Annotated in this window: 22 protein-coding genes; 11 read left to right on the top strand and 11 right to left on the bottom strand. The window is 61.7% G+C overall.

Annotation, left to right across the window (positions count from 1 at the left end):
- Position 1: 1 nt before the first annotated feature.
- The gene (locus L3X40_RS04450; RefSeq protein WP_100239912.1) at positions 2–1,090 is read left to right on the top strand and encodes a hypothetical protein; all 1,089 of its coding nucleotides are present in this window, start codon (positions 2–4) and stop codon (positions 1,088–1,090) included.
- Here L3X40_RS04450 and L3X40_RS04455 read toward each other — a convergent pair.
- From L3X40_RS04455 to L3X40_RS04465, 3 genes are read right to left on the bottom strand one after another with little or no spacing between them, the layout of a single operon-like run.
- The gene (locus tag L3X40_RS04455; RefSeq protein WP_010124808.1) at positions 1,087–4,398 is read right to left on the bottom strand and encodes an error-prone DNA polymerase; all 3,312 of its coding nucleotides are present in this window, start codon (positions 4,396–4,398) and stop codon (positions 1,087–1,089) included. The two genes, L3X40_RS04450 and L3X40_RS04455, sit on opposite strands and share 4 nt — an antisense overlap.
- Entirely contained in the window at positions 4,395–5,954 is a 1,560-nt protein-coding gene (locus L3X40_RS04460) for a DUF6504 family protein (RefSeq protein WP_029624425.1), read from the bottom strand. Before L3X40_RS04460 ends, L3X40_RS04455 begins: the two co-directional genes overlap by 4 nt.
- Positions 5,875–6,606: an ImuA family protein gene (locus tag L3X40_RS04465; protein ID WP_010124803.1), complete on the bottom strand. Its 732-nt coding sequence runs from the start codon at positions 6,604–6,606 to the stop codon at positions 5,875–5,877. Before L3X40_RS04465 ends, L3X40_RS04460 begins: the two co-directional genes overlap by 80 nt.
- A gap of 199 nt (positions 6,607–6,805) precedes the next feature.
- On the opposite strand from L3X40_RS04465, the gene L3X40_RS04470 reads away from it, so the two are divergent.
- Positions 6,806–7,288 (top strand): hypothetical protein, encoded by a 483-nt coding sequence (locus L3X40_RS04470; protein WP_237364577.1) that lies wholly within the window; start codon positions 6,806–6,808, stop codon positions 7,286–7,288.
- A 134-nt stretch (positions 7,289–7,422) separates the two neighbouring features.
- A complete protein-coding gene (locus L3X40_RS04475; protein ID WP_010124799.1) occupies positions 7,423–7,980 on the top strand; it encodes a hypothetical protein in 558 nt (185 codons plus the stop codon).
- 174 nt (positions 7,981–8,154) lie between these two features.
- Here L3X40_RS04475 and L3X40_RS04480 read toward each other — a convergent pair whose 3' ends face one another.
- Positions 8,155–8,355 carry a hypothetical protein gene (locus tag L3X40_RS04480; RefSeq protein WP_010124797.1) on the bottom strand — a complete coding sequence of 67 codons (201 nt, stop codon included), beginning with the start codon at positions 8,353–8,355 and terminating at the stop codon, positions 8,155–8,157.
- A 12-nt stretch (positions 8,356–8,367) separates the two neighbouring features.
- Here L3X40_RS04480 and L3X40_RS04485 point away from each other — a divergent pair, with 12 nt between their 5' ends.
- From L3X40_RS04485 to L3X40_RS04515, 7 genes are all read left to right on the top strand, one after another.
- Positions 8,368–9,162 (top strand): type IV toxin-antitoxin system AbiEi family antitoxin, encoded by a 795-nt coding sequence (locus L3X40_RS04485; protein WP_237364578.1) that lies wholly within the window; start codon positions 8,368–8,370, stop codon positions 9,160–9,162.
- Positions 9,159–10,016, top strand: coding sequence for a hypothetical protein (locus L3X40_RS04490; protein ID WP_237364579.1), 858 nt, complete (start codon positions 9,159–9,161; stop codon positions 10,014–10,016). The genes L3X40_RS04485 and L3X40_RS04490 overlap by 4 nt, the downstream gene beginning before the upstream one ends.
- A 22-nt stretch (positions 10,017–10,038) precedes the next feature.
- A complete protein-coding gene (locus tag L3X40_RS04495; RefSeq protein WP_100239914.1) occupies positions 10,039–11,148 on the top strand; it encodes a metallophosphoesterase in 1,110 nt (369 codons plus the stop codon).
- A complete protein-coding gene (locus tag L3X40_RS04500) occupies positions 11,145–13,772 on the top strand; it encodes an AAA family ATPase (RefSeq protein WP_010124791.1) in 2,628 nt (875 codons plus the stop codon). Before L3X40_RS04495 ends, L3X40_RS04500 begins: the two co-directional genes overlap by 4 nt.
- Positions 13,773–13,867: 95 nt before the next feature.
- Complete coding sequence (locus tag L3X40_RS04505; RefSeq protein ID WP_029624422.1) at positions 13,868–16,957, top strand: TrlF family AAA-like ATPase; 3,090 nt, start codon at positions 13,868–13,870, stop codon at positions 16,955–16,957.
- A gap of 121 nt (positions 16,958–17,078) precedes the next feature.
- The gene (locus L3X40_RS04510) at positions 17,079–18,080 is read left to right on the top strand and encodes a site-specific integrase (RefSeq protein ID WP_100239917.1); all 1,002 of its coding nucleotides are present in this window, start codon (positions 17,079–17,081) and stop codon (positions 18,078–18,080) included.
- Complete coding sequence (locus tag L3X40_RS04515; RefSeq protein WP_237364580.1) at positions 18,077–18,760, top strand: Fic family protein; 684 nt, start codon at positions 18,077–18,079, stop codon at positions 18,758–18,760. Before L3X40_RS04510 ends, L3X40_RS04515 begins: the two co-directional genes overlap by 4 nt.
- Positions 18,761–18,783: 23 nt before the next feature.
- Here the strand turns inward: L3X40_RS04515 and L3X40_RS04520 are convergent, their stop codons facing one another.
- From L3X40_RS04520 to L3X40_RS04545, 6 genes are all read right to left on the bottom strand, one after another.
- Entirely contained in the window at positions 18,784–19,347 is a 564-nt protein-coding gene (locus L3X40_RS04520) for an RES family NAD+ phosphorylase (protein WP_237364581.1), read from the bottom strand.
- Positions 19,348–19,377: 30 nt separating this feature from the next.
- Positions 19,378–19,959, bottom strand: a complete 582-nt coding sequence (locus L3X40_RS04525) for a hypothetical protein (protein ID WP_100239919.1) — start codon at positions 19,957–19,959, stop codon at positions 19,378–19,380.
- Positions 19,960–20,171: 212 nt separating this feature from the next.
- Positions 20,172–20,501, bottom strand: a complete 330-nt coding sequence (locus tag L3X40_RS22295) for a nucleotidyl transferase AbiEii/AbiGii toxin family protein (RefSeq protein ID WP_445177151.1) — start codon at positions 20,499–20,501, stop codon at positions 20,172–20,174.
- Positions 20,491–21,264 (bottom strand): type IV toxin-antitoxin system AbiEi family antitoxin domain-containing protein, encoded by a 774-nt coding sequence (locus tag L3X40_RS04535; RefSeq protein ID WP_272907922.1) that lies wholly within the window; start codon positions 21,262–21,264, stop codon positions 20,491–20,493. Before L3X40_RS04535 ends, L3X40_RS22295 begins: the two co-directional genes overlap by 11 nt.
- A gap of 200 nt (positions 21,265–21,464) precedes the next feature.
- Positions 21,465–21,866, bottom strand: a complete 402-nt coding sequence (locus L3X40_RS04540) for a type II TA system antitoxin MqsA family protein (RefSeq protein ID WP_237364583.1) — start codon at positions 21,864–21,866, stop codon at positions 21,465–21,467.
- Complete coding sequence (locus tag L3X40_RS04545) at positions 21,859–22,254, bottom strand: type II toxin-antitoxin system MqsR family toxin (RefSeq protein WP_237364584.1); 396 nt, start codon at positions 22,252–22,254, stop codon at positions 21,859–21,861. Before L3X40_RS04545 ends, L3X40_RS04540 begins: the two co-directional genes overlap by 8 nt.
- An 87-nt stretch (positions 22,255–22,341) precedes the next feature.
- Here L3X40_RS04545 and L3X40_RS04550 point away from each other — a divergent pair, with 87 nt between their 5' ends.
- Positions 22,342–22,551 carry a hypothetical protein gene (locus L3X40_RS04550; protein ID WP_237364585.1) on the top strand — a complete coding sequence of 70 codons (210 nt, stop codon included), beginning with the start codon at positions 22,342–22,344 and terminating at the stop codon, positions 22,549–22,551.
- Position 22,552: 1 nt separating this feature from the next.
- On the opposite strand, the gene L3X40_RS04555 is transcribed toward L3X40_RS04550, so the two are convergent.
- On the bottom strand, positions 22,553–25,363 hold the full coding sequence (locus tag L3X40_RS04555) for a conjugal transfer protein TraG N-terminal domain-containing protein (protein WP_237364586.1): 2,811 nt from the start codon (positions 25,361–25,363) through the stop codon (positions 22,553–22,555).
- Between the last annotated feature and the right edge of the window lies 1 nt (position 25,364).

A 25,364-nucleotide genomic window follows, 5' to 3' on the forward strand; every position in this document is an offset into this window, starting at 1 on the left:
GATGAACCTCGAAGAAGACGCCAACATCTTTTTCCGGATTTCGGCCGATTTCCCGCGAGAGGATGTCGAGGCGATTGCGTCGAGGCTCGCCGGTTCTAACAGCCTCATCCCAGGGTTCATTGCGCCAGCGGCGGGCTTGGTGTCGATCGAAGCTCTTCTCTATGCGGAGCTCATTGACCGGTCGAGCACCGTCGTGCTGGTCGATCGCAATGTAGCGTCGCGGATGGCGAAGATTGCGAAGGAAGGGGTGCGCAGGCCGCTCGATGGTCCCACCCAGGTTGCCGTCGACCTCATGGCCTTGTCTCAATCCATGAATTTGGACCTGGAGCCGGTGATTGCTTTTCGTGAATTGGCGCACGCGCACGGAAACGAAGCCGCGCTTGAGGAACTGCAGTGGTTTCGTTCCGCCGATGTTGGGCAGGCGCATGCTTGGATCGATGTGGCTCTCGGCAGGGCTGACGCCCTTCCGTCGACCGGCCCGGCTGACCGCGAAGAGTATGACCTCGCGCAGCCATTCCATCGTTGGCGCTGCAATTACGTGGTGCTGCTCAAGGCTGCTGAACTCGAACTCTCACCGATGAGTCCGCGCGAGCGTGCCGAGAGGCTCTATCAGTGGATGGCCAGCGATTTCATCATCGCCGGACCCGCAGCGCTCTATAGCTCGATGTTCTTCTCGCCGTTCGCCGCCAAGGCGGGGCTGTTCAAGCAGCTCCGGTCGCCGGATCGGCAGCGAGCGCTAACCGGAATCCGCAATGCCGCCTGGGATGTCACGTATCTGAGTGATCTGTCACGGAGAGCGATGACGGAGCCTTACGAGACCAAACGGTTCCTGCTGGCAACAGCCGACAGAGCGCTCGCTGAGATCGCGCCGCTCCTCTTTATCGACGCCGAGGACATGGCAGGCTTCGAGACAGCGCTCGCTGCGAGAGTGGAGCCATGGTGGCGAGGTGATGCCGCAGCGGTTGCACGCTTCGCGACCGACGCCATGGCAGAGGCAGAAAGCCGGCCGCCTCCGGAAGGTCCCGAGGGTGTAGACGACTATGTTGGCTATCTCATGGGGCTCGGCGAGCAGAAGATTCTCGGCGGCTAGCGGAAGTCGCGCGGCTTGACCTTGATCCCCTCGGTCTGCCGTCCCGGAACGATGCCCGAGCCTAGCCGCAGATCAGGAATGAAGATGTCGCGCGGCTGCCGGCCGAGCGGCGATTCCGGGTCGCGTGGATCAGGGCGCATCGGGCTTTTGACCACGTCGGCACGGCTTAGCCGGTAGATATCGGCGACATCTGCCCGGTTGCCGACGCTCGCGAGCAGCGGCGACAGGTCTTCGAGCCGCTGCGCGATCACATGGATCACCTCGCCCTCGCGCTGGACCTGACCCCGCACACCCATCATCGACGAACCCAGCACGATGCGTCGATGTTTCTCAAAGACATTCGTCCAGACGACGAGGTTGGCGACATTCGTTTCGTCTTCGAGGGTGATGAACATGACCCCTTTCGCCGAGCCCGGCTTCTGTCTGACCAGCACGATCCCGGCGAGATTGATCCAACGGCCGTCCTTCACGGATTGAAGTTCCTCGCATGTGATTATCTTGCGGCTGCGCAGCTCGTCGCGCAGGAAGGCGAGGGGATGGGCACGTAGCGACAGACCGGACGCGCGATAGTCCTCGACGACTTCAGCGCCGGCGCCCATCGGCGCAAGAATGACCGTCGGTTCGATCGCTTCCTCTCGCAGCTTGCCCTCTCGCTCGTCGGCCGCGGCGAACAGCGGCAGCGCCGCGTTGCCGAGTCCCTTCACGCTCCATAGTCCCTGGCGCCGGGTGCTCCCCAGCGATCCAAATCCGTCGGCCTCGCCGATACGGTCGAGAGCGCCCCGGCCTACGCCCGATCGGCGCTGGATTTCTTCGACGCTCTCAAAGGCTTGATCGGCGCGCGCGGTGACGATGGCTGCGGCGTCCTTATTGGCAAGATCAGTCACCATGCGCAGACCCAGACGCACGGCGAGGTAGCGGCCGCCCGTGGGCTCCAGCGTGCAATCCCAGCGGCTGTGGTTCACGTCGATCGGGCGAACCTCAACCCCGTGCTGCCGCGCGTCGCGCACGATCTGAGCGGGCGCATAGAAGCCCATGGGCTGGGCGTTCAGGAGGGCCGCGCAGAATATGTCGGGGTGATGGCACTTCACCCAACTGCTGGCATAGGCGATCAGCGCGAAGCTCGCTGCGTGGCTTTCAGGGAACCCATAGGAGCCGAATCCCTCAATCTGCTTGAAAGTACGCTCCGCGAAATCCTGATCGTAGCCGCGTGAAACCATGCCATCGATCAGCTTGTCCCGAAAATGGGAGACGCCGCCGGTGAGCTTGAAGGTAGCCATTGCCCGGCGGAGGAGGTCGGCTTCGCTCGCGGTGAAGCCGGCGCACTCGATCGCCACGCGCATCGCCTGCTCCTGGAACAGCGGTACGCCCAAGGTCTTCTCGAGCACCCGTCGGAGCTCTTCGGTGGGGTAGGTAACCTCCTCCTCGCCGTTTCGACGCCGGCGGTAAGGGTGGACCATATCGCCCTGAATCGGTCCCGGGCGGACGATCGCCACCTGAATTACCAAATCATAGAAGGTACGCGGCGCCATCAGCGGAATGGAAGCCATCTGCGCGCGACTCTCGATCTGGAAAACGCCCAAAGTGTCTGCTTTGCGGATCATCGCGTAGGTCGCCGGATCCTCTGCCGGTATCGTGGCGAGATCGAGTTTCACCCCTTTGTCGGCCTCTAGGAATTCAAACGCTCTCCGCATGCACGATAACATGCCGAGGGCTAGGACATCGACCTTCATGAACCCCAATAGGTCGATATCGTCCTTGTCCCACTCGATGACTTGTCGGTCCTCCATTGCCGCTGGCTCGATCGGAACGAGCTCGTCGAGCCGATCGCGGGTGAGCACGAACCCGCCTGGGTGCTGCGATAGATGCCGCGGCGTATTGATGAGCTGCCGCGCCAGCTCCAGCGTCAGCGCGAGCCGCCGATCGCTGAGGTCCATGTTGAGCTCTTCGGCATGCTTTTCCTCGACGCCCTCGCGACTCCAGCTCCAGACCGCACCGGAGAGGCCGGCCGTCATGTCCTCGCTGAGACCCAGCGCCTTGCCGACGTCGCGGACCGCGCCGCGTGCACGATAGCGGGTCACGACCGCCGTCAACGCAGACCGCGTCCGGCCATAGGTCTCATAAATCCACTGGATCACTTCCTCGCGGCGCTCATGCTCGAAATCGACATCGATATCGGGCGGCTCGCGCCGCTCGGCCGAAACGAAGCGCTCGAACAGAAGCTCAGATCGGACAGGATCGATCGACGTGATGCCGAGTACGTAGCAAACCGCGCTGTTCGCCGCTGACCCTCGCCCCTGACAAATGATCTCACGCCGCCGCGCCTCGGCGACGATCGAATGGACCGTCAGAAAATACGGTGCGTATTCCAGATCGGCGATTAGCTTCAATTCGTGCTCGAGCTGGGTACGGACCTTGCCCTCGATTCCTTCAGGATAGCGCTCGGGCGCCTTTTCCCAGGTGAGCCGCTCCAGCTCTTCCTGCGGCGTTCGACCAGGAACGCTGATCTCGTCCGGATATTGGTAGCGCAGCTCTTCAAGACTGAACGTGCAGCGTTTTGCTACCTCCAGTGTGCGCGAGACCGGGGTGGCGTCGTTGAGATAACGGCGGAAGAGCCGGTCCATTTCCTCGCCGGTCTTCAGGTGGCGGTCTGCAAATCGTTCGCGCCGATCGCCAAGCTCGTCGATCGTGCATCGCTCTCGGACGCAGGTCACGACATCCTGCAGCATCCGCCGATCTGGCGAATGGTAGAGAACATCATTGGTGGCGACGGTCGGCACGCGGGCGGCGGCCGCCATGTTCGCGAGATCGCGCAGTCGGATCGCGTCCTTCGGCCGGCGGCGAATGGATAGCGCTAGATATAGGCGATCACGGAAGATCCTCCTGGCGCGCGAGAGCGCCCCTTCGGCCACCGTATCCGCGCGGTCCGGAACAAGGATCGCAATGAGACCCTCATGCCACTGCTCGAGGTCGGGCCAGTCAAGGTGGCAGGCACCCTTTCCAGCGCGCTCTTTGCCGATGCTCAGCAAGCGGCACATATGCCCATAGGCGGCGCGATCAGTCGGGTAGACGAGAAAGGCCGTGCCATCCACGAGATCCAGGCGGCAACCGATGATCGAACGTACGCCTGTCGTCTTCTCGGCGTCCCAAGCCCGCACGACGCCCGCCACGGAACTGCGATCGACGATACCGAGCGCGGGCAGTCCCAGCAGAGCCGCGGCAGCAAACAGCTCTTCGGGCGATGACGCGCCGCGCAGGAAGCTGAAATGCGTCGTGACCTGCAGCTCGACATAGCGGGCATCGCTTGTCATGCGAATGCGCCATGGATGAACCAGCGCATGTTGCCGGTGGCATGGCTGGTCCCGTCGCCTAAGCGAAACAGCCAGTAGCGGCCACCCGTTTGGGTCTCGACCTGATAATAGTCGCGGACAGTGAGGGCCTTTTCAGCTTCAATCCCGCTCTCACGCCACCATTCGCCATGGAGGCGTTCCGGGCCGTCCCCCTGGGTCACACGGTATCGTTTGCGCCGCCAGATGAACATGCGCGGAGCATCGTCCGGCAGAAGCGCAATCACTTCGATCGGCTCGGGCCGATGCAGCAACCGAGCGGGGCGGGGCAGGGCATCATCCCATCCCGCATCGGTGATTTTGCTCAGGGCCGGCAGCATGGTCGTGGAGCGCTCTGGCATCGCGCTCGCTTGTGGACTGACCCGGTGAAGGCTGCGTTGGCCGAACCGATTGGCTAGAGCATCGACCAGAGCCGCGAGGTCTGGACCCTGACGCCCGAGGCTATCGAGCCCTTCGCCCTGTGTTGAACCCAGAGCTTCGACGAGCGGGGTGACCAACGTCATGGCTTCGATGCCTTCGCCCGGCTCGATCGTCTCGATTTTGGCGCAGAGCAGCTTGGCGAGATGACGCGCATCACGAGACGCGGCGGCTGTTCCGACCCGGACCGCCTGATTGTGTCCGTCGACCCTATGGAAATAGCAATCGAGCCGGCGTGCGCCCTTGCCGATGTGGCTGAGCTGGTCGACGACATCGGACACGAGGTCGCCAATTACCAAGGCGAAGGCTTCCGGTGTCGCGATAGGCTCCATGAAACCCCGCCGAGCCTTTGGAAGGTGTTCGGGGAAGATCGGATCAATCGGCTCATGGAGCGTCCCCAACGCCTGGTCGAGACGTCGATGCAGCTCACGACCAAACCGCTTGGCAAGCGGTGGCCGCGGCGCGTCGATGAGCTGCTCAATGCGCTCGAACCCCAATTTTCGCAGGGCTTCGACATCACCTCCGGGAAGTCGGAGCGCCGATATCGGCAGAATCGCGATCGCCTTGCGGTGATCTCCGGGCTCGATTGTGACGGGCCGACCCGCAGGGACATGCCGTGCAACGGCGTGAGCACAGCCCGCAGTGTCGGCAACCGCGATTTGCACCGAGAGCCCGGACGCCGCGATGCGACGATGAAGATCCTTTAGGAGCGCCTTCTCCGTCCCGAACAGCGACGCGCAACCCGTGATGTCGAGCCAGAGCCCGTCCGGTGCATCGGGGGACACAAACGGTGAGTAGCGCCGACCTGCCCAGAGCGCGAGACGGCGCAGGCCCTCAAGATCCGCATCGGGCTCCGCGTCGACCACCCGGAGTTCTGGCGCCAGCGAGCGCGCTTTTGTGACTGTCATTCCTGGTTTGATGCCGAGAGCGCGAGCGCCAGCATCGATCGCTGCGATGACGCGGCGACCGTGGTCCGGGATGGCCGTCACCAGCGGCGCATCGCAGGCGATTGTATCGTGCCGCTCAGGCGACGAATTTGCGTTCTTCCTGCGCAGCCGGTCGGTCGACCAGTGCGGCAGGAAGAGCGATACGACCCGTTGCATCGCAGCCCTCCACAATCCAGCTGTGCGGATTTCCGCCGCGCACGCGTTCCAGCTCAACCCGCCAGCGTGGTCGCCCCAGGCTCGGAATGCCGAGATCTTCACTTGGGTGAGCCGTTACTCGCCAACGCGTTGCGGCCGCCGTTCCCTCGACGGCCTGTTCAACCCTGGAAGCGCGCCGGAAGACGAAGGCGGCAACGCCCGAACTTTCTGCTGCAAGCTGCAGGCGCTTGGAGGCAGTAGTCGAATATTTCTCCACCTCCCCGACCACCCCGGCAAGGCCTGGTTGGCGCAAACATTCCTCCATCGCGAGGAGCACGTTGGTATCGCTGCCAGCCTCGACGTGAATTACGCGGTTCGGATGCAGCCCCGCCAGGTGAAGGGCAGGGGCGAAGAGATCGCGCCAGCGGAGGCACCAGAAAACCGGACCCTCTACACGCGCGAGAATTCCGGCAAGGAATACGGTAGCGCTCGCCTCATCAGCCAGATCGGTACTGCCCGCGATCTCGTGAAGCGTGCCGGTGGCTATGCCACCGCCTGGCAGGCGACAATCAATGCTCTCGATCCCGAACGGAATGGCGTCGTGTCGCCCATCAGTGCCCTCGATCTGCGCGATGCGCGCACGTAGATCATCAAGGACGGCTGACTCGCGCATAGCATCACAGAGACTCGGAAGGTGATTAATTCGTTCCCTCTTTGTTCTGACGAGGGCGCACCAGAGTCAAGCGTGATGGAGATCGCCTCTCGCGCCGTCGCCGCAACGACCGGCGAAAAAGGGGCACATTTCCGACGCGAAAAAATTCGTGGTGGTCTCTTGGATAGCGGCCGACGTTGGAATCCGGCAGATTGCTCTGATGAACGATCTTAATGGCAAGTCTATCGCGGAGATGCTCGCGCTCCATGCCGCAATCAACGAGGAACTACGATCGCGCAATGTCTTGCGGTCTGCCAACAATCCGACGGGAGACCTGGCCGAATATCTCTTTTGCACAGCTTTCGGTTGGGAGCAGGAGGCCAATTCGAAGAAGGGCTTCGACGCGGCGGACTCGGACGGCGTCCGCTATCAGATCAAGGGCCGCCGGCTGCACAGGCGCAACAAGTCGCGTCAGATGTCGGCGATCCGGTCGACGGACGGTTTCGATATATTGGCCGGCGTTCTCTTTAACGACGACTTCTGCGCCATTCGCGCGGCGCTGATCCCTGCAAGCGTGGTGTTCGAGCGAACAAGCTTCGTCGATTATACGAAGAGCCATAAATTCTACCTTCGTGATGATGTGTGGGATGCACCAGGCGTGAGCGACGTTACCGAGCGCCTCCGGGCCGTCGAGCAGGCCTAGATACCAAGTGCGGCTGAGCTGCGGTGGCCGCCGCGCGAGCGGCCAAGCGGGCAAGAAGTGTTACAGCAGAAAAAACTGACGAAAGACGCACGAACGGGATTCACATTGCCGCAAGCGATGCTAAGATTCATCTTATGTTCCACCAAGCCGACCTTTTCGATGCCGTTGAAGTCGGCCAGGGAGCGCCTGCCAAGAGCCTGAATTTGCCGGCGCTGATCGAACGGATCGCGGATTTCTCGCCGCGACCGCGCTACGCGTTCATGGTCCTCAACCTCATTGCCAAAGCCGCCGGGGGAAACAGCGGTTCAGCGGGCCCATATGTCGATACCGAGGACGAGGTTCGCGTGCCGCTCCGCGATTGGCTGTGCGATTCACTGGTTCCGATGGCAAAGCGCGATGCGCGCCGCCTGATCATCGTCGAAGAGGTCAAAGCGTCGCTCGCTGCGCAGGACGCCTTGCCAGAGGACCCAGGGGAGGCAGCAAAGGCGATCGACAATGAGGTTCGTGAGCGGGTCCGGCGCTCTGGTCGGTGCAATGTCAGTCGCGCCGTCTCCGATCTCGTCCGCGCCGGTCTGGTCCGGCGACACTATCAGGGCTACCGTGTAGACCACCATAATCGTGGCGCTCAACGTGAGGCGGTGTACACGATCACTGAGGCAGCCGCGCGGGCCCTTTGGTCGCAAAGGGCCTGATACCCCATCCGATGAAGCTCGTTTCACAGATTTGCCGTTTTCAACGATTCGTTGAAATGCGCGTTTCAGTGAAATTATTTGCTATTTCAGCCGAATCGTGGTTTCAGCGGTTCGGTGAAAGACCCAATTGGCATCGAACGACGGGCGGCAGAAGCGCTTGAGGCCTTTCTAGGCTCAATCCCTCAATTCGCCGTCGGCCCAATGACGCTGAGTGGCAAGCCAGGCGAGGCTGATCGAGGCGTAGACATCGTCGCTGAAACCGAATTCGCCGGCCGACCACTCAGACTCGTGGTCGAGGTCAAAAGCAACGGGCAACCCCGGATTGCGCACCAAGTAGCCTACCAGCTCAAACGTTATCTGAATCAGACTGGCCAAGAGGGCGTGCCTATGTTCATCGCGCCCTATTTATCCGAACAGGCGCAGGCGGCATGTCGCGAGGAAGACATCGCCTACCTTGATTTCCAGGGCAACGCGCGCCTCGTTGTCGATACCATCTTCATCGAGCGCAAGGTTGAAGGGAAACCCGATCCCGAACGACGTTCTCTGCGCACCCTATTCAAGCCAAAGTCGACCCGGATCCTGCGCGTATTGCTGAACGAGCCGCATCGGCCTTGGCGCGTGACCGAGCTTGCTGAAGAAGCCAAGGTCAGCCTCGGGCTGGTCAGCACGATCGGCACCGCCCTGCGTGAACGGGAATGGGCCGACCAGAGCGAACAGGGGCTGCGGCTCGTCGATCCTTCCGGTTTGCTGGACGAATGGGCCCGCAACTATGAGCAGCCCAGAGGGGAGGAGGTCCGCCTCTATACCCACCTTCATGGCAAAGCCCTAGCGGAGCGGCTGCGTGATCTAGCAACCGAGCAGGGAAGGGTGGCGCTGGCCTCGTTCAGCGCGGCCGATTGGTACGCGCCCTTCGTTCGCCAGAGCACCAGCTATTTCTACGCGGACGAGAAGGGCCTTGGCGCCTTGCAAACAATCCTAAATCTGACTGCACCCGCAAAGGGTGCGAACATTGTCGTGCGCGTCCCCGATGAGGATGGCGTGCTCGACGACGCGCGGGCCGTCGCACCGGGGATCATCGCGACTAGCCCGGTTCAGACCTATCTCGATCTCATGGCGGGCGGCGAGCGCGGCGTCGAAGGGGCAGAACATCTGAAGGACAAGCTTTTGCGGTGGCCTTCATGAACGACGAACCGCAATCGGCCACAGACTATGACGATCGCACCAGCGCCGCGGTGAAGTCGGTGCTCGTTGAGATTGGCCAGACACTGGGCAGCTTTCGCGGGAAGTTCGCGGTTATCGGCGGCGCCGTGCCTTGGCTGCTGCTCGAGGACAGCGAGATGCGCCACGTCGGCACACTCGACATAGACCTCAGTCTCGACGCACAGGCTCTGGCCGCCGGCGAAGAATATGTCGCTCTTGTCGATGCCCTCCACGGGCAGGGTTACGCCCCCCGCGACACGCTTAGATATTTCCAGATGGTCCGGACGGTGCAGCCGAAGGATGACGCACCTCCGATCGATGTGATCGTTGATTTCCTGCGCCCCTATGACGCCGTCCTGGAGAAGAACCGGCCGCCGCTCACCACTGAATTCGCAACCCAGCGTGCATCCGGCGCGGAGCTTGCCATTCATTTCCATGAGCTCGTCGCGATCGAAGGCGATATGCCCAAGGGCGGGACCAACAAGGTGATGATCGCCGTCGCCTCGATTCCGGCGCTTCTCGCCATGAAGGGCTTCGCGCTCGATGGGCGCTACAAGCAGAAAGACGCCTACGACGTCTATTATTCGATCCGGAATTATCCCGGAGGAATCAAAGCACTCGCGGGCGATTGCCGCCCGCTGTTGGAGCATCGAAGTGGCCGGGATGGCTTCGCGCATGTGGTTGCGAAATTCGACGATCCGGACGGCTATGGTCCTACATGCGTGCGCAACTTCGTAGAGGGCTCGGATATCCTGGACGGCCGAACGCCGGACGAATGGCAGCAGGACGCCTTTGGTCAGGTCGACGCCTGGGCTCGCGCGATGGGACTTAGATGACACACGGATCCGCGGGGCCACAATGAAGCTCATTCACACCGCCGACTGGCAGCTCGGAAAACCATACGGGCGGTTTGAGCCGGAAGTGCGCGCCGCACTTTCCGAGGCGCGCTTCGATGCCATCGATGCGATCGGGAGGGAAGCAGCTCGTCACGGTGCGGCTCATGTTCTGGTCGCGGGTGATGTCTTCGACACCGAGGGACCTGAAGACCGCACGATCGTTCAAGCGATATCCCGCATGGAGCGCCATGCGTGCCGGTGGTGGCTCCTCCCGGGCAATCACGACTTTGCCCGCAATGGCGGTCTCTGGGACCGTGTTCGCCATCGCGCGGGGGGCGGTATCACCGTCTTATCGGAAGCGCAGGCCCACGAAATCGAGCCCGGAATCTGGCTCCTTCCAGCGCCCCTGACGCATCGCCACAACCTTGATGATCCCACCGAGCTTTTCGACACCATGGCGACACCGGGAGGCCGCATCCGCATTGGCCTCGCGCACGGATCGATCCACGACTTCGGCACTCAGGGCGAGACCAAGAACCAGATCGCGCCCGACCGGGCTCGTCGCTCCACGCTCGATTATCTCGCGCTTGGAGATTGGCACGGGACGCTCAATATCGAGGCGCGCACCTGGTATGCGGGCACCCCCGAAACCGATCGCTTCCAACGCGATGAACCTGGTCAGATACTATTGGTCGACATCGGCGAAGGTCGCGATCCGGTGGTGACGCCAATCCGCACGGGGCGCTTCCAGTGGATCAAGCGAAGCTGGACAGTGAACGATCAGGCCGGCTTCGATGCCGAGTGCGACCAATTGTTGGGATCGATCGATCCGCCTTCGACGCTCCTTGAACTATCGCTGGCCGGAATCACGAGCCTTACGGACCGGGTCGGGATGCTGGGCAGACTCGAAAACGATGTCGGGCACCGTGTCCGCTATCTCGACGTTCGCGCAGTCGATCTTGTCGGCCGCCCCAGTGCAGACGATCTTGCTAGCCTCTCGGTTGAGGGCATGCTCGGCGTCGCCGCGGCGAAACTTTCTGCGGCAATTGAAACAGGCGGCCCCGATGGGTTGATTGCAAAGCGCGCCTTGGAGCGTCTCTTCGTCGAGTACAGCCGGGAGGACAGGGCATGAGCCTGTACCTGCGCCGTATCGCCATCGACGGCTTCCGCAAGTTTCGGGAGCCGATGGCGATTGAAGGGCTCACCGACGGTCTCAACGTTGTCATCGAACCCAATGAGACCGGCAAGTCGACAGTGCTCGAGGCGCTTCGCGCGGCATTTTTCGTTCGCCACGGTACGAAGAACCAGCTCGCCCAATCGTTCGCGCCTTATGGGGAAGCCGTCGGTCCGGAAATTCAGGTTTCGTTCGATGCCGATGGCGCACCATGGACGGTGACCAAGCGCTTTCTGCGCGGCGCATCGATCGAGGTCACCGGTCCACAGGGTAGAGCACAGGGCGAGGAAGCGGAAGCCCGCCTACACGCGCTGCTGGGATCGGTGCGCGACACCAGTCAGAAGGGCGACGCCGGCACATACGGCGCGCTTGGACTTCTTTGGGTTGCACAAGCTGAGGCACTCGCGGTCACCGGGCCAGGCCAGATAGTGCGTGACACGGTCCGCTCGACGCTTGAAGCCGAGGTCGGTTCGATCATGGGCGGCCCCGCCTACACGCGCGTCCGAACCCGGATCGACGAGCAATATGGGCGCTACTGGTCCCCAACCGGGCAGAAGCGCGGGCGGCAGAACGAAGCACGAGAGCGCGTTGACCAGGCTGAAGCGGCCGCCCGCGACGCCGCCGAACGTCTGGCTGGACTTGAGAGGACGTTCTCCGAACTCGAAAATGCGCGCTTCAGACTGAAGGTCGTTCACCGCGAGATCGCGGACGACACAGACGTGCAAACGCGGAAGGATCTCACTGCTTCTCTCGAGACGGCGCGCGCAGCTGCGCAAATCCTCGCGACCCGGCGGGCCGAGCATGAGGCCATCAGCGCGAAGACGCGAAACCTTGAAGATCTCGTCGATCGGCATCGCAAGGCGACCGACGAACGCACTAGCGCTGAACTCGCGCTGGGTGTTGCGCGCTCACGCCGCGCCGAAGTCCGCGAAGGCTTGGCCACAGCGCAGCAACGGCTCGTTGAAGCGCGCAGCGCCTTGGAAGCCGCGCGCACCGCTCGCCAGGAAGCTCGAGGTGCCCTCAGCACGGGCGAGGAGCTTTTACGCGCGTCGCGGCGCCGCAGCGCGGTGTCCGCGGCACGCGCGCGTCACGCCGAGCTGATCGACCTCGAGCGGCTTCAGGAAGAGGCCACAGTCCTCACCGCGTCGCTGATACCGGCCAAGGCGATGGATGCGATCGAGGCAAACGAGCGACTCGTAGCTGAGGCGCGCGCGGCGCTCGCCGCAGGTGCGACGCGGATTGCCCTTGTCGGGAACGCTGAGGGCATATCGATCGATGGCGAACCGATGGCGCTCGGCGAGCGAACCCTGTCGGGTGAGACCCGTCTCCGGTTCGGCAATGCCGAGCTGATTATCACGCCGCCGGCCGGGGCGGCGAGCGCTGAGGGAGCGCTCTCCTCGGCGCTGGAGCGACAAAAGTCTGCATTGGGCGAGTTCGGGCTCACGAGCTTGGCGGAGGGGCGCGCTCGCAATGATACCGCGCGAGACGCAGTAGGCGAGTTGCGCACGATCGCGGCGCGCATCTCCGCCGTGACGCCGGCCGATGCCCTTATCGGGCTCGCTGCCGGCCCCGATGCGCTCAAGCTCTTCATCGCTGAAATGAACGACGAGAGTAAGACCGTCGAAGCCGACATCCCCGATATCACACTCCTCACTGCCCGGCTCGAAGCGGCCGACACCGCTCTCGCGAGGGCGGAAGGTGCACAGGAAAGCGCTGTTGAGGCGCTCCGCCGAGCAGAACAAGAGGACGCGCCGCTGGCCAGCGCGGAAGCGGGCGCGGCCAGCACGCTCGCCAACGCTAACAGTCAGATCGAGACGATCGAAGGCCGCCCGGAATTCCCAACCCTGGCGGCAGACGTCGTTCGGGCCCGCGAACAGATGGCTGAAGCAGCCGTGAAGCTTGAGGAGGCCACCCGGGACGCGACTGCGCACGATCCTGCGGCGATCACGCGAAGGATCGAGACAATCGATGCGCGGGTAAAGGCGGCGGGGGAGGCTCGTGCCAAACTCGAGATGGACGTCGCGCGGCTGGAGGGGACTGTCGAGAGCGAGGGCGGGAAGGGGCTCGCCGATCGGGAGGCAGGGGCTCGCGAGGAGGCTGAGGCGGCACGTGCGGCACTACAGCGGATCACCGAGGAAGCCGACACGCTGAAGTTGTTGCGCGATACGCTCGATGAAGCGCGGGATGAGACGTCGGCAAAGTTTGTAGGGCCCGTCGCCAAGCGCGCGAAACGCCATATCGAGCGGCTCTTGCCCGGCTGCGACCTGAGCTTTTCTGAGGACCTCACGCTGGAGGCGATTGTGCGAGGCGGTATCAGCGAAGGGTGCGGCGATCTTTCCCGCGGCACACAGGAGCAGCTGGCGGTCCTGACACGGATCGCCTTTGCCGACATGCTCCTGGAGCAGGGCCGTCCGGTGTCACTGATCTTGGATGACCCGCTTGTCTATGCCGATGACGCGCGGCTCGACCTTATGGTCGAGATCTTGAGCGAGGCGGCAGAGCGGATGCAGGTTATCCTGCTGACTTGTCGGGACAGGGCTTTCAGGCACGTCGCCGCGAACCGTGTGTCTATAGACCGATGACGTGCTGGCTGAAGCCTGCGCACTGCCGGGGATGGCGCGTGACAGCAACAGTTCGGGCAGGCGCTATAAAGACGAGATGTTGGGGGGATTAGAAAATGGGCGTGAAAAAGCATTTTCCTCGCGGATCCGAGTGGCGGCAGTGGGATCTGCATATCCACACTCCTGCTTCTTTTCATTGGAAGGGAGAGCGCTTCTCAGCGAGTGGATGCACAAGCCGGGACAACGAGTTGATCGACGAGATGATAACGGCGATCAATGATACCGCTCCGGCGGTCTACGCCATCCAGGATTATTGGGGTTTCGATGGGTGGTTCGCGCTGAAACGGCGGCTAAGCGAAGGGACGGGTCCCGGACTAGAAAAGACCGTTTTCCCCGGCATCGAGCTACGGCTTGCTGCGCCGATCCAAGGGCGCTTGAACGCGCACGTTCTATTTTCGGATGAAATTCCCGATCAGCATCTCAAAGACTTCCTTTCGGCCCTGAAGCTCGAGATCACCGGCCAGCCGCTCTCTCCTCACGCTCTCATCGCCTACGCCCGGGCGGCCAACGCAGACAAATTGAAGACCCACAGCTTTGAAAAAGCCGAGGTCATGGCGAGCGACGAGACGGCGCTCCGCGCTGGCTACGTGATAGCGGAGCTCAATGTCGACAGCTACAAAGCTGCGGTTCGGGCGGTCCCAGACGGCATGGCTCTAGGTTTCATGCCGTTCGAAACGAACGATGGGCTCGCATCCGTCAAGCATCAGGAACATTACGCTTACGCAATCGGCCTATTTGACAGCTCGCCAATCTTCGAGACCAGAAAGGAAGGCCTCTGGAATGCCTTCGTCGGTCGCAAGTGCCCAGAGAACGAGAGTTTTTTCGATGCCTTCCAGGAATCGATCGGAGGAATCCCTCGGCTGCCAGTTTCAGGCAGCGATGCGCACCAATTACGTGGGACCGCTGGTGACAACAATGCGCGCGGATATGGCGACTTCCCCTCTCAGCGGATCACATGGATCAAGGCCGACCCCACGTGGCGGGGCCTGCAGCAAGCCATCAAAGAGCCGTTCAAGCGATGCCACATAGGCCTTACGCCACCCAAGTTGCAGCGGATCTCTGCGAACAAGACCTTTTACATCGACACTGTGTCCCTCTCGAAGGTCGATGGCAGTTCGTTGGCAGAGACCTGGTTCGACGGTTGCGCAATTCCCTTCAACGCGGATCTCGTGGCGATCATCGGTAACAAAGGCAGCGGAAAGAGTGCCCTAGCGGATGTGCTGGCACTCGTTGGAAACTCGCAAGAACATGCTCATTTTTCGTTTTTAAAAGCGGATCGATTTCGAGGCAAAGCCGGCGAGCCGGCGCGGCAATTTTATGGCAAGTTAGATTGGCTGGCCGGAGAGCCGAGCCAAGCGAATCTAGCTGCCAACCCGGCCCCTGATCGAGTGGAGATGGTCCGTTATGTGCCGCAGGGGCGTTTCGAGGCTCTGTGCAACGAGCATGTGACCGGCAAATCAGAGAACTTCGAACGTGAGCTTCGGTCCGTTATCTTCTCTCACATACCAGCTGAAGACCGTCTGGGCGCACTTGACTTCGACCAGCTCATCGAGGCGCAGGAGAGCACCCTTCGCGCGCGGCTAGATGAAGCCAGAAAGAATCTGGTTACCCTGAACCGTCTCATCGCCGGAACAGAGGACCAACTCCATCCTTCGATTAGAAAGAATATCGAAGAACAAATCCATTTGAAATCCGTTCAACTGGCGGAGCTGGAGCTAAGCAAACCACCTGCGATCGCCGCTCCTGCAGAGACTCTTACGCCTGATCAGGAAACCGCCGCCGCTACGCTGGCAGAGATTTCCACGGCGATCGCTGCGTTGGCCGACGAAGAAAAGGCTATTGGCGAAGCGTTGACGAGACTCTCCGCGCAGCGGAAAGCGGCGCGCGATGTTCTCGAGCGGTTCGCGCTCATTCGGGAGCAGATCGCGGCGGCGGGTACCGAAATCGCCGGGCAGTTGGAACTGCTTGGGTTGCGGCTGCCCGATATCCTGACTTTTGAGATTAACGAAGGAAAGGTGCGCGAGGTAGATTCCGGCGCGGAGCGAGAAATGGGGACCCTAGCCGCCCGGATTGAGGCGATCAAAAAAGAAAGAGCGGACTATTCCGGCCGCGCCGAACAAGCCACCGAAGCGCTCAACGGACCACAGCGAGCTTACCAAGACCATCTTAACGCCATGAAGACGTGGCAGATGTCCGTAGGCGAAATCGAAGGCGCGCCTGATGTGCCGGACAGCAAGCTGGGGCTGGAAGCACGACTGTCCCAACTGGACCAGCTTCCACGCATACTAGATGAGCGACGCGCGCAACGCACTGTGCTTGCAGCCCAGATTTTCCATATTCTGGCGCTACAACGAGATCAACGCCAGAAACTTTTTGAGCCTCTTCAGAAAGTCATTTCAGAGAACAGCCTGATACGGGACGAATATCGCCTCCAGTTTCGATCCCATCTCGCGGCTTATCACGATCTGGTTTCAGAACGGCTGTTTTCCCTTGTTAAGCAGAGTATTGGAGAGCTGCGCGGCGAAGATGAAAGCCGGGCCGCCATAAGGGCGCGTGTTGAAGCGCAGGATCTTGATACCGAGGCAGGCGCTTTGGCGCTCGCCGACGATCTTCATAAACTGCTGCATGATGCGGCACGTCAGCGGGCGTCAGACCAAGCCGACCTCAACGGGCTAATGCGGAAGGACAGGGCGCCGACGGAAGTGTATGATTTGATATACAGCTTTGAGTATCTTGAGCCCAAATACACTCTATTGTTCCAGGACACGCCAATCGAACAACTCTCGCCGGGGCAGCGCGGGGCACTGCTTCTGATCTTCTACCTTTTGGTCGACAAGAAGCGAAATCCCATCATCCTCGACCAGCCCGAGGAAAATCTCGACAATGAAACGATCGTTAGTCTGCTCGTGCCAGTCCTCAACGCGGCAAAAGAAAACAGGCAGATCATCATGGTGACGCACAACCCAAACTTGGCCGTCGTGTGCGATGCGGAACAGATAATCTTCGCGGAGTTCGACCGGAAAGCTATGTGCAGCATCACATATCTCGCGGGCTCGATCGAAGACCCCGCGCTTAACCAAGCTGTCGTCAATGTTCTCGAGGGCACGAAGCCCGCATTCGATAATCGAGGGAATAAGTACCAATAGCGGCCAGAAGTGATCGGCGCACCGCTCAGTCATGGCCATCGCAAGAAGCGCTATGTCCGATAAACGCGATTCTCGGACATAGGAATTGGCTTCGGGAGAGGGCGCCGCTAGGCTTCACGTGATGGCCCGCGACCTGCTTCCGATCTCGACCAACCTGCCGGCCGACCTGCTCGCCGAGATCGAAGGCGCGCGCGATACGCTTGCCACGGCCAAGGCCGGTTCGACCCAGAAAGCCTATGCCTCGGATTGGGAGCGGTTCTGCGACTTCTGCGACGCGCGCAATGTCGAAGCGCTGCCCGCGCACCCCGACATCGTTGCCCTGTTCGCGCATGTCGAGGCCGACGCCGGCATTGCTCCGGTCACGATCGGCCGACGGATCGCAGCGATCAACCATCATCACAAGGAGGCAGGTCTCGCGTCGCCCAGCGCGCGGGACGCCGCCGGCGTCATCGCCCAGATGATGGCAGGCGTGCGCCGCAAATATTCCCGGAAGAAGGACCAGAAGACGCCGGCGGCGGCGGACGTGCTCACCGCCATGCTCGCGACGATCCAGGGCACAGGCCTGCGGGCAAGGCGCGACCGGGCGATTCTCGCGGTCGGCATGGCAGGCGCGTTCCGCCGCTCCGAGATCGCGGCGATGCAACTCCCCGATCTCGCCTTCGAGACGTCCGGCGTGCGGATCACCATCCCCCGCTCGAAAGGCGATCAGGAGGCTGAAGGCCAGGAGATCGCGATCCCCGAGGGCCGCCGCATCCGGCCCGTGGCTCTTCTCACCGACTGGCTTCAGGCTGCCGATCTGCAGGGTCTAGATCCCTCGACCGGCAAGCCGCGGACTGGCCCCGTGTTCCGTCGGCTGACACGGGGTGACGCGCTCACAGTGGACCCGATCACTGACAAGACCGTGGCCCGTCTTGTCAAAGTCTGCGCGTCGACGGCCGGGCTAGATCCGACCCTTTTCTCCGGACATTCGCTGCGCGCGGGGTTCCTGACCGAGGCGGCCGCCAAGCGTGCGAACCTGTTCAAGATGAAGGACCATTCGCGGCACAAGTCGCTCGACACAGTCGCGGGCTATGTCCGCGATGCGGCGATCTTCGACGATCATGCCGGCGAGGAGTTCTTATGACGCCGAGCGGCGTGGCGCCAGAATGGCAGGCCTACGCCATGCCGGACTATGATGCGGCAATGACGCGGGCATGCGCCGAGCTTCAGCAGCGTATCCTCGCCGACCCCACCTATCGGATGTCCATTCTGACCGACCCGCGTGACCTGCATCGAGCCTTGTTTGCCGAGTTCACGCCGTCCGGTTACACCGAATATGCTGGCACCTATCGGGGCACGGTCGGCACCTCGCTCGAGGGACGGCGCATGGGCGCCCCGCAAATTTTCGATCTCAAGAAGAGCTTCGCATTCGAGGAACCTCAGAAGGTCACTGCCGCGCTCGATTTCATGCTTTCCGAGGTTCGGCGCGAACTGGTCCCGGCACGAGCTGCCACGCCTTATGTTCAGCTCCTGACCTTGACCCACCTCTTCTGCTGGTTTGGGAAGATCCACCCCTTTCTCGACGGCAATGGCCACGTCCAGCGGGCCCTGTTCGCCGCGGCGGCGGCCGAGCTGGAAGTTCCGCTCGCCTCGCGATTCGCTATCCATCCGCGCCCGTTCGACCGGCTTCTGGCTTGGCCGCTGGAGAGGTTCACGATCGCCAAGCCTGATCAGCGCGAGCATTTTCTCGCGATGGTCGCCGAATATCTGAGCTCTTGGTTGGCCGGACCATTTGACCGGCCTGCGAGCGGCATCGCGCCGTAAGCGGCCCGGGCAGCTTCGAAGTTTTAGAGTTCGATCAGCGTGTAGCCGCGATCGCCGAGCACAGTCCGGGTCCAGTCCTTGGCGATGGCGACACCCTCCGTGTCCAAGGAGATTGCCGCGTCGGCCCGATCGAACAGCGCGATGCAAAGCTCATCGTTGTCGAACCGCGATCGGTACTGGATACCATCGAGGCTGGTGGTGCTGTAGATTTCCGCTGAGATCCGCTGCGGCACCGCATACGCGCCAGGATTATCCACCGGATCGAAGTCGGCCGAGACTCCGGCGGTGGTCGTTCTAAACCAGCCGAGACCCGGTCCGTGGACCTTCGCCAGCCGGATCGGTCGCGTTGCGGAGAAGCTTGCAGCGCGTCTCCTGGCGACCTGATCCCAAAGGACATCCCGGTCCGTCGGCCTCCTCAGCAAGGTCTCCGCAAAGGGGCCGACGAGCGTCTTGCCCAAATAGAGCACACCGAATTTGCCGTCCGGATCGTCCCAACGCCAGGTCGCGTCCTTGCGGCCATACCATTTGGCCGCGACCGTCGCGGCGTGCACGCGATGAAGCACTCGCCCCGTCGCGATCGTCGCCACGGGTATCCCGCCTTTCGCTCCCATATTGCGTCAATCTTCGAGCGTACGGGCGAAACGCACTAGGCGCTCAACTTCCGCATCGCTGCCCTTCAGCAATGCGATCGGGCTCGTTCCGTCGAGCCCCTCATCGCCGCTGACGAGGAACTGCAGGACGGCCCAGCCCGTTGTATTCGGCGTGGCACCGAGAACCTTTGCAATCCCGGGGAGAATCGCATTGCCGTCGAACTGAAATGCCGGGAAGAGTTGTGTCCCGTTATCCTCGACCATCAGCAGTCGGCGATCCTTGACTGCCTTGTAGACGGCCTGGATCGTCTTGTGCCCCAACAGCGTGCGCACCTTCTCCGCCGTCAGCGCGCCGCCTGCGGCGTCGATCATCCGCCGTTTGAAGGCGATGGCGTTCGTAATTCTTTCCGCGGCTTCCGGATTATCCGTTTCGACCGCCGGGATGCCAAGCGCGAGATGGAAGACAAGGCTCGGCACGTCGACGCTGCTTATCGCCGCCGCCTTTGCCGCCGCCGGCATCATCTTGATGATGCGGTCGGTGCTCGCCACAATGCGGTCGTGGAGGATGCGATCCGCATCAACGAAACCGATATTTGCTGGGCGAACCATTCGATCATTCCTGTTGAGTCAGTTTCATATACTCCAAAACCAACACGATTTCAACTCGTGGATGAATTCGAATCTCTCAGCCCGGACCCACGAAGCAATCGGGCGCTCTCCCGCGATGCGCATTACCGCGTGCTATTTCTCGAGAGCTGCTTCCAGCGCGATGAGACCCGCTGCGTGTCGTTCCGGCTGCGCCTTTCGAAATTTGCGGATGTTTACCAACTTGAATTGAGGAGCGGGCAGCTCTCGAAGCGCTGGCAATGGGAAGGCGTCCCATTCCGGGTCTGGGTCACGCGGGTTGGCGGGAGGCGGCGTTCGATTTCTACCTTGATCCGGGCAAGCGCCTCGCCGATCGCCTGCAGAGAGGCCGCCCGGTCTTGGAGGGGAAGGTAGGTTAGATCGATATCGACCGAGAGCCGCGGGAGGTCCCACTCGAACAGGTTGATCGCCGTGCCGCCTTTCAATGCGAAGGCCGGCTCCGCCATGACCAAAGGCAGGACGTCCAACAGCAGGCGAACCTGGTCACGATATTGGTCAGTTGCCACTCGACACAAGCTCCCTGGGGAGGAGCAGTCTGTATTTCGGGACGTACCGCCCCATTTTCGCAAGGCTGCGATCGCCGGAGCCCAGATCTATCTGGTCCACCTTCACGTGCCGCATGACCGGTAGGTCCGCCCGTTCCGCAAGGTAGAGGAACAGCCGCCGGACTTTCACCGATGTGCAGGCCTCGAGCAGGGACTGCATGAGCTTGGGGCGAAGCGACGTCATGCCCTCCACGATCTGGCAGGCCTCGACGAGATCGAATTCCCTTGGCGCGAGATGCAGCAGCTCCAGTATCGCCCGCTCGGACGTAGCGGCTGTCAATGGATAGCCTTCCGGGGTGCGGTGCTCGGTGAGCCCGATATCGTCCGGCAGGAGCTTGGTTTGCATATGACGGACCTCCCCCCCCCAATGCGCCTGAAACCATGCCGGCAGAACCACGTGCAGCGGCGAGAAGAGGTAGGCCCTGCTCTCTCCGAAGCGCACATAGTGGCTATTTCCCGTCATCTCGATCGCCGTGAGCGCGCCCACGTGGACCGGCAGCTTCAGCTGGGACTGAACGCTGTAAAGCGCTCCCTGCCAGGTCACGGTTTCCATCGGGCGCTTGAATGCGCCCCGACCCAACGAGACGAGCCACTGCGAGGATTTATAGTTCTGTAGGTCCTGTGCTGTCAGACCGAGCGCCTTGAGATGCGGGCTGGTCGCCACCGTGTGTGGCTCCCATGCATCGAGCAACGACCTCAATTTATCAGTTCGACCTACCTTCATGGCATATCTATGGCATAAATTCCAAGGTCGATCAATGCCTCGGAATTTCCCATCCTAATATGCCAACGGTATAGCTATCGCCTATAATTCAATGTTAAAGGCGGACCCGACATATTCCTGCGGCATAGCCCGGCGCATCCCGTCTTGTGAGAACGATGAACGGGGCTGAACCCCGTAAGATACATACTTTGGTTCATGCTCTATGCTGCTGACCGAATGGACTTCAGGAACTCGACCTCCTCGGGATGCCGATGGAGAAGCTCGATCAGGCCCACAGCCGCATCGCTCGGCGACATGGCCCCGCTTTCATATTTCTGGAAGGCCCGGCGACCACCGCCGATCAGATATCCGGCTTCTTCCTGTGTCAGCTTCAAGCGCTTGCGGACTTCGCGGACATGAGCCGCATAGGCCTTCTTCAGCTCCCGAAACACGCGATCGGATTCGGCGAGATCGGCCCCGGAATGAATCGCGTCGCCATCATCGTCGGGATACCAACCGGGCACCTCGACGGTGCGCGTCATCGAGCCGAACTTCACCGTCTGCGGACGCACGCTGCGTCGCAGGAGCGTGCCGGTCTCGGGATGGATGCGCGTCTCAATCATTGCCGACCTCTTTGAACGATGTGAGCGCGACGTCGATCAACGTTTCGCCTGCGAATTTCAGATACAGCCACCGCTGGTCCCACGGCATGTTGTAGGTGTCGTGCCATACCTTCGAGTTGGGCGGATTGTGCGCTGTCTCCGACTTAATGAAGTCGCCGGCTTCAAGTGCTTGCACCACCTCAACAATGTCTCCCAGCGAATAGCCCAGAGCGCGGGCACCCTGGACGGCAGTGCGCGTGATCTCCAAGGTCTCAACCTGCGCGAACTTCGCCCGGACCGCAGCCAGATTATGATGCGGCTTCCGCTTGATCGCCATCCCAATATACACCTTGAAGGTTAATTCATCAAGACTGGTCCAGTTCGCGAAATCGCTCCTCCAGCGGGGCATTTCGCGCGCTAACGCAGCTGAGCCGTATCACGTAAGCAGTTGCGAACAAACCTCGAACGCACTATGGTGGAGGCGCGGAGAAAGCCGATGCGTTTCGCCAAATTTGACATAGAGACTTACAATCGAACAAAGGATCTCTCCGCCGGTCCCATTTACGCGATCGTCGAGGAAGAAATCCCGGAAATCGAGATGATCACCGACCAGGAGGGCAATCCGACGCGTGGCGGAATGATCGGCTATGCCTTGGCCTATGCTCTGATGGTCAGCTTTGTCGGAGCTATGTTCTACCTGCTCTGACCTATTCGCGAAGCTTGGGATCCTGGAAGAAGCCGCGATCATGATCGCGGTTCACTTCCTGCTCCAGATCGACGGCACCCAGCACGCGCTGCCCTCGTATCGTCTGAGCCGCTGCTCGATCGTTATTCAACTCGCCCTTGCCGGCCTCGATGATTGCGGCGGCGCCCACATCGCCAGCACCGGCAGGGCCGGCGGCCAATCGCCCGGGTCCGTGCGGACGGTAAGATGTCTTGACGTCTGCCGCGCTCGAGACGCTTGGCCGGCTCACGTCAACGAGGTCCGGGTCGTGCAGGCGGCCCGCAATCTCGGCTCGAATGCCATCCTGCTTGTCGTGCATCCAGCGCGTGATCATTTCCTGGCGCACGAGACGCTGCTGGTCGGTCAGATCGGTTGCCCAAAGCTCAGGCGCTTCAAGACCCGGGTTCTCGACCTGCTGGTGCCGATACCATTGCGCAAGATCCTGGCTCAGATTTTCGCTGAGCTGCATGCCATGCGTCTCAGCGTAGCTCGCATCGCGTGAAAGCTGTTGGGAAAGCTCCTCAAGCCGGCGAGCCGTTTCCGAATAGGACTTCGCCCGCGCCAGTGAATCCTCCGTGCTCGACGACGCGGACGATGTCGCAGAAGCTCGGCTGAAGCTGCCGCTGCGTGAGTAAGTCCCATCGGACATCGTCGCGCCGCTGCCGCTGGCATGTTCGTCCCGCACCCCACTCGACGATGTGTTGGCACTGTCACTACCAAGGGTTTCATCTGTGGTGTGACGCAATGCGTCTGTTTGGCTGCCTGACTTAGAAATACTTCCCCCAATGCTGGGAAGACGACCGAGCACTCCTCCGCGACCACCAGCCCCACCTCCCGCTTGGCGACCGCCTATTCCGGCCGAAACAGTCCCCGAAAACTGATCGCTCGTCTGCGCCTGGCGGTCGTGGCTCTGTCCTATCCGCTGGCCCTGAGAGATCGTATCGCGTTCCTCCAGGCCCTGTGAACTGCTTCCGGTCCGTCTGTCGAACGCCTCCACAGAACTATTCGCCTGACGCCCGCTGCTCGACTCCCAGCCCGACGAGCGTTCGGTGGAGGTACCGAAGGCACTGCGGTTCGCGTGGGTCGCCGTCAGGATGTCGGCTGCGGCATTCTCATAGGCCTGCGCCTGGCGGTGCGCCTCGTTCGCCATCTCGCGCCATTCTGCCACCGAACCCGTGCTCATCGTGGGTGTAAAGCCCAATCGCGAAATCGCGCCGCTCGTATCGAACACCTCCTGGCCGTTGCCGAAACCCGACACGACCGCGCCGTTGTCCTGTCGCCACCCGACGCTGGTGGCACCGCCCATGAAGCTCGGCGCCGTTGACCACTGGTCGCTTTGGCGCATATTCGATGTCGCGTTCGCCCAGCTCACATTGCCGTAGGAGTAGTTGCCAGTGGTCTGCTCGAGGGCTGCGGCTTCCGCCGCATTCTGCGCTGGCGCGAGCATCGAGGTCGCCTGGCCGGCGATCGACATCGCACCGCGCGCGAGGCCCGCGGCGAGGAACGGGATGCTCATCAGCATGAAGCCGGCAATCGTCGCCGTCTCCCCATTCACCGCGCCAATTCCGGCGTAGGTGCCGAGCGTCACCCCGCCGGCGGCGACACCAGCGGAGGCTGCCTCGGCCCGCGTCATGCAGATCATATGGAGGATGACGTAGAGCGGCCCCCAGGCAGCCAGGTAGAAGAACCCCATCGCATAGCCCTTGAGCGACGCCAGCCCCGTTTGTGGCATCAGAAAAAGCGGGAAGATCACCGGGAACATCGCAAAAAATACGACGGTCAGCACGATGTTGAGGATCGGCACCCACGCCATCGCCTGCTGCGCGATCGAATTGTAGGTATTGCGAGCCTGGATGTCGGCACGGGTCTGTGCGAAGGTATCGATCGTCGCCGCGCCCGTTCCTCCCGCCATGCTATTTCGCGCCTGCATGAACGCATTGATCGCCGTGTTCTGCCGCATGGAATCGCTATAACTGCTGCCCGAGCCGGTGAACGCGGCGTTCGCGATCGGCAGATCATGTTTGAGCTTGTCGGCAGCCAGCGAGTTGCTCAGCTTCGGATAGAGTTCTTTCCCCCAGATCGGAGTGTTCGCCTCGATCATCGGTGCCCACTGTGCATCGAGCATCCCATAGGCCTGCCGGCACGTGACAATCGCGCTGGTGACGGTCCCGTCTCCCTGACGCTCCAGCCATTGCTGCGAGCGCGCCTCGGATCCGGGCCCGATGTCGGCCCATAGGTCTTTCGATTGCGCGAGGAGCGTCAGCGACTTTTGGTAGAGCATCACATCGCCGAAAAGGCACTTCTTGAAGTGCTCCTCAAGGTTCGTTGAAAACTCGGCATCGCGAATGATGAAATTGCGGGTCGCGTCGAAAAGCCGCGCTCCGTAGACCATGCCGTTCGTCGAGTAGTTGAGCTCGATTGGCATTACGAAGACAGTCTCTGCCGTACGCGTCAGCCAGTCTCCGATCTGCGTCGTGAAGCTCGCCAGGACACCGAGCCCCAACGGGACGTTGGCGACTGTAGCCGGCGCGAGCGATGGATTGATCCGATCGGTGACCTTCACATCGATCGTAGGCACCATGAGGCAGAGGTAGATGGCCGTTGATTGGAGAAACCAGTTCATCCACACGCGAAAGTTCATGGTGAAGGCGACCACGAGCAGCGAGTAGATGAGGCCCATCACCATCACGACCCGCAGAAGTGATCGGTACCCGCCGCCGCCCGACCAAGCGGCGACCGCGTTGAACGTGTTGACGAGATACTCCCCGCCCCCGACCGTGAAGACTTCGAGCATC

It is taken from the genome of Rhizorhapis sp. SPR117 (assembly GCF_021742065.1).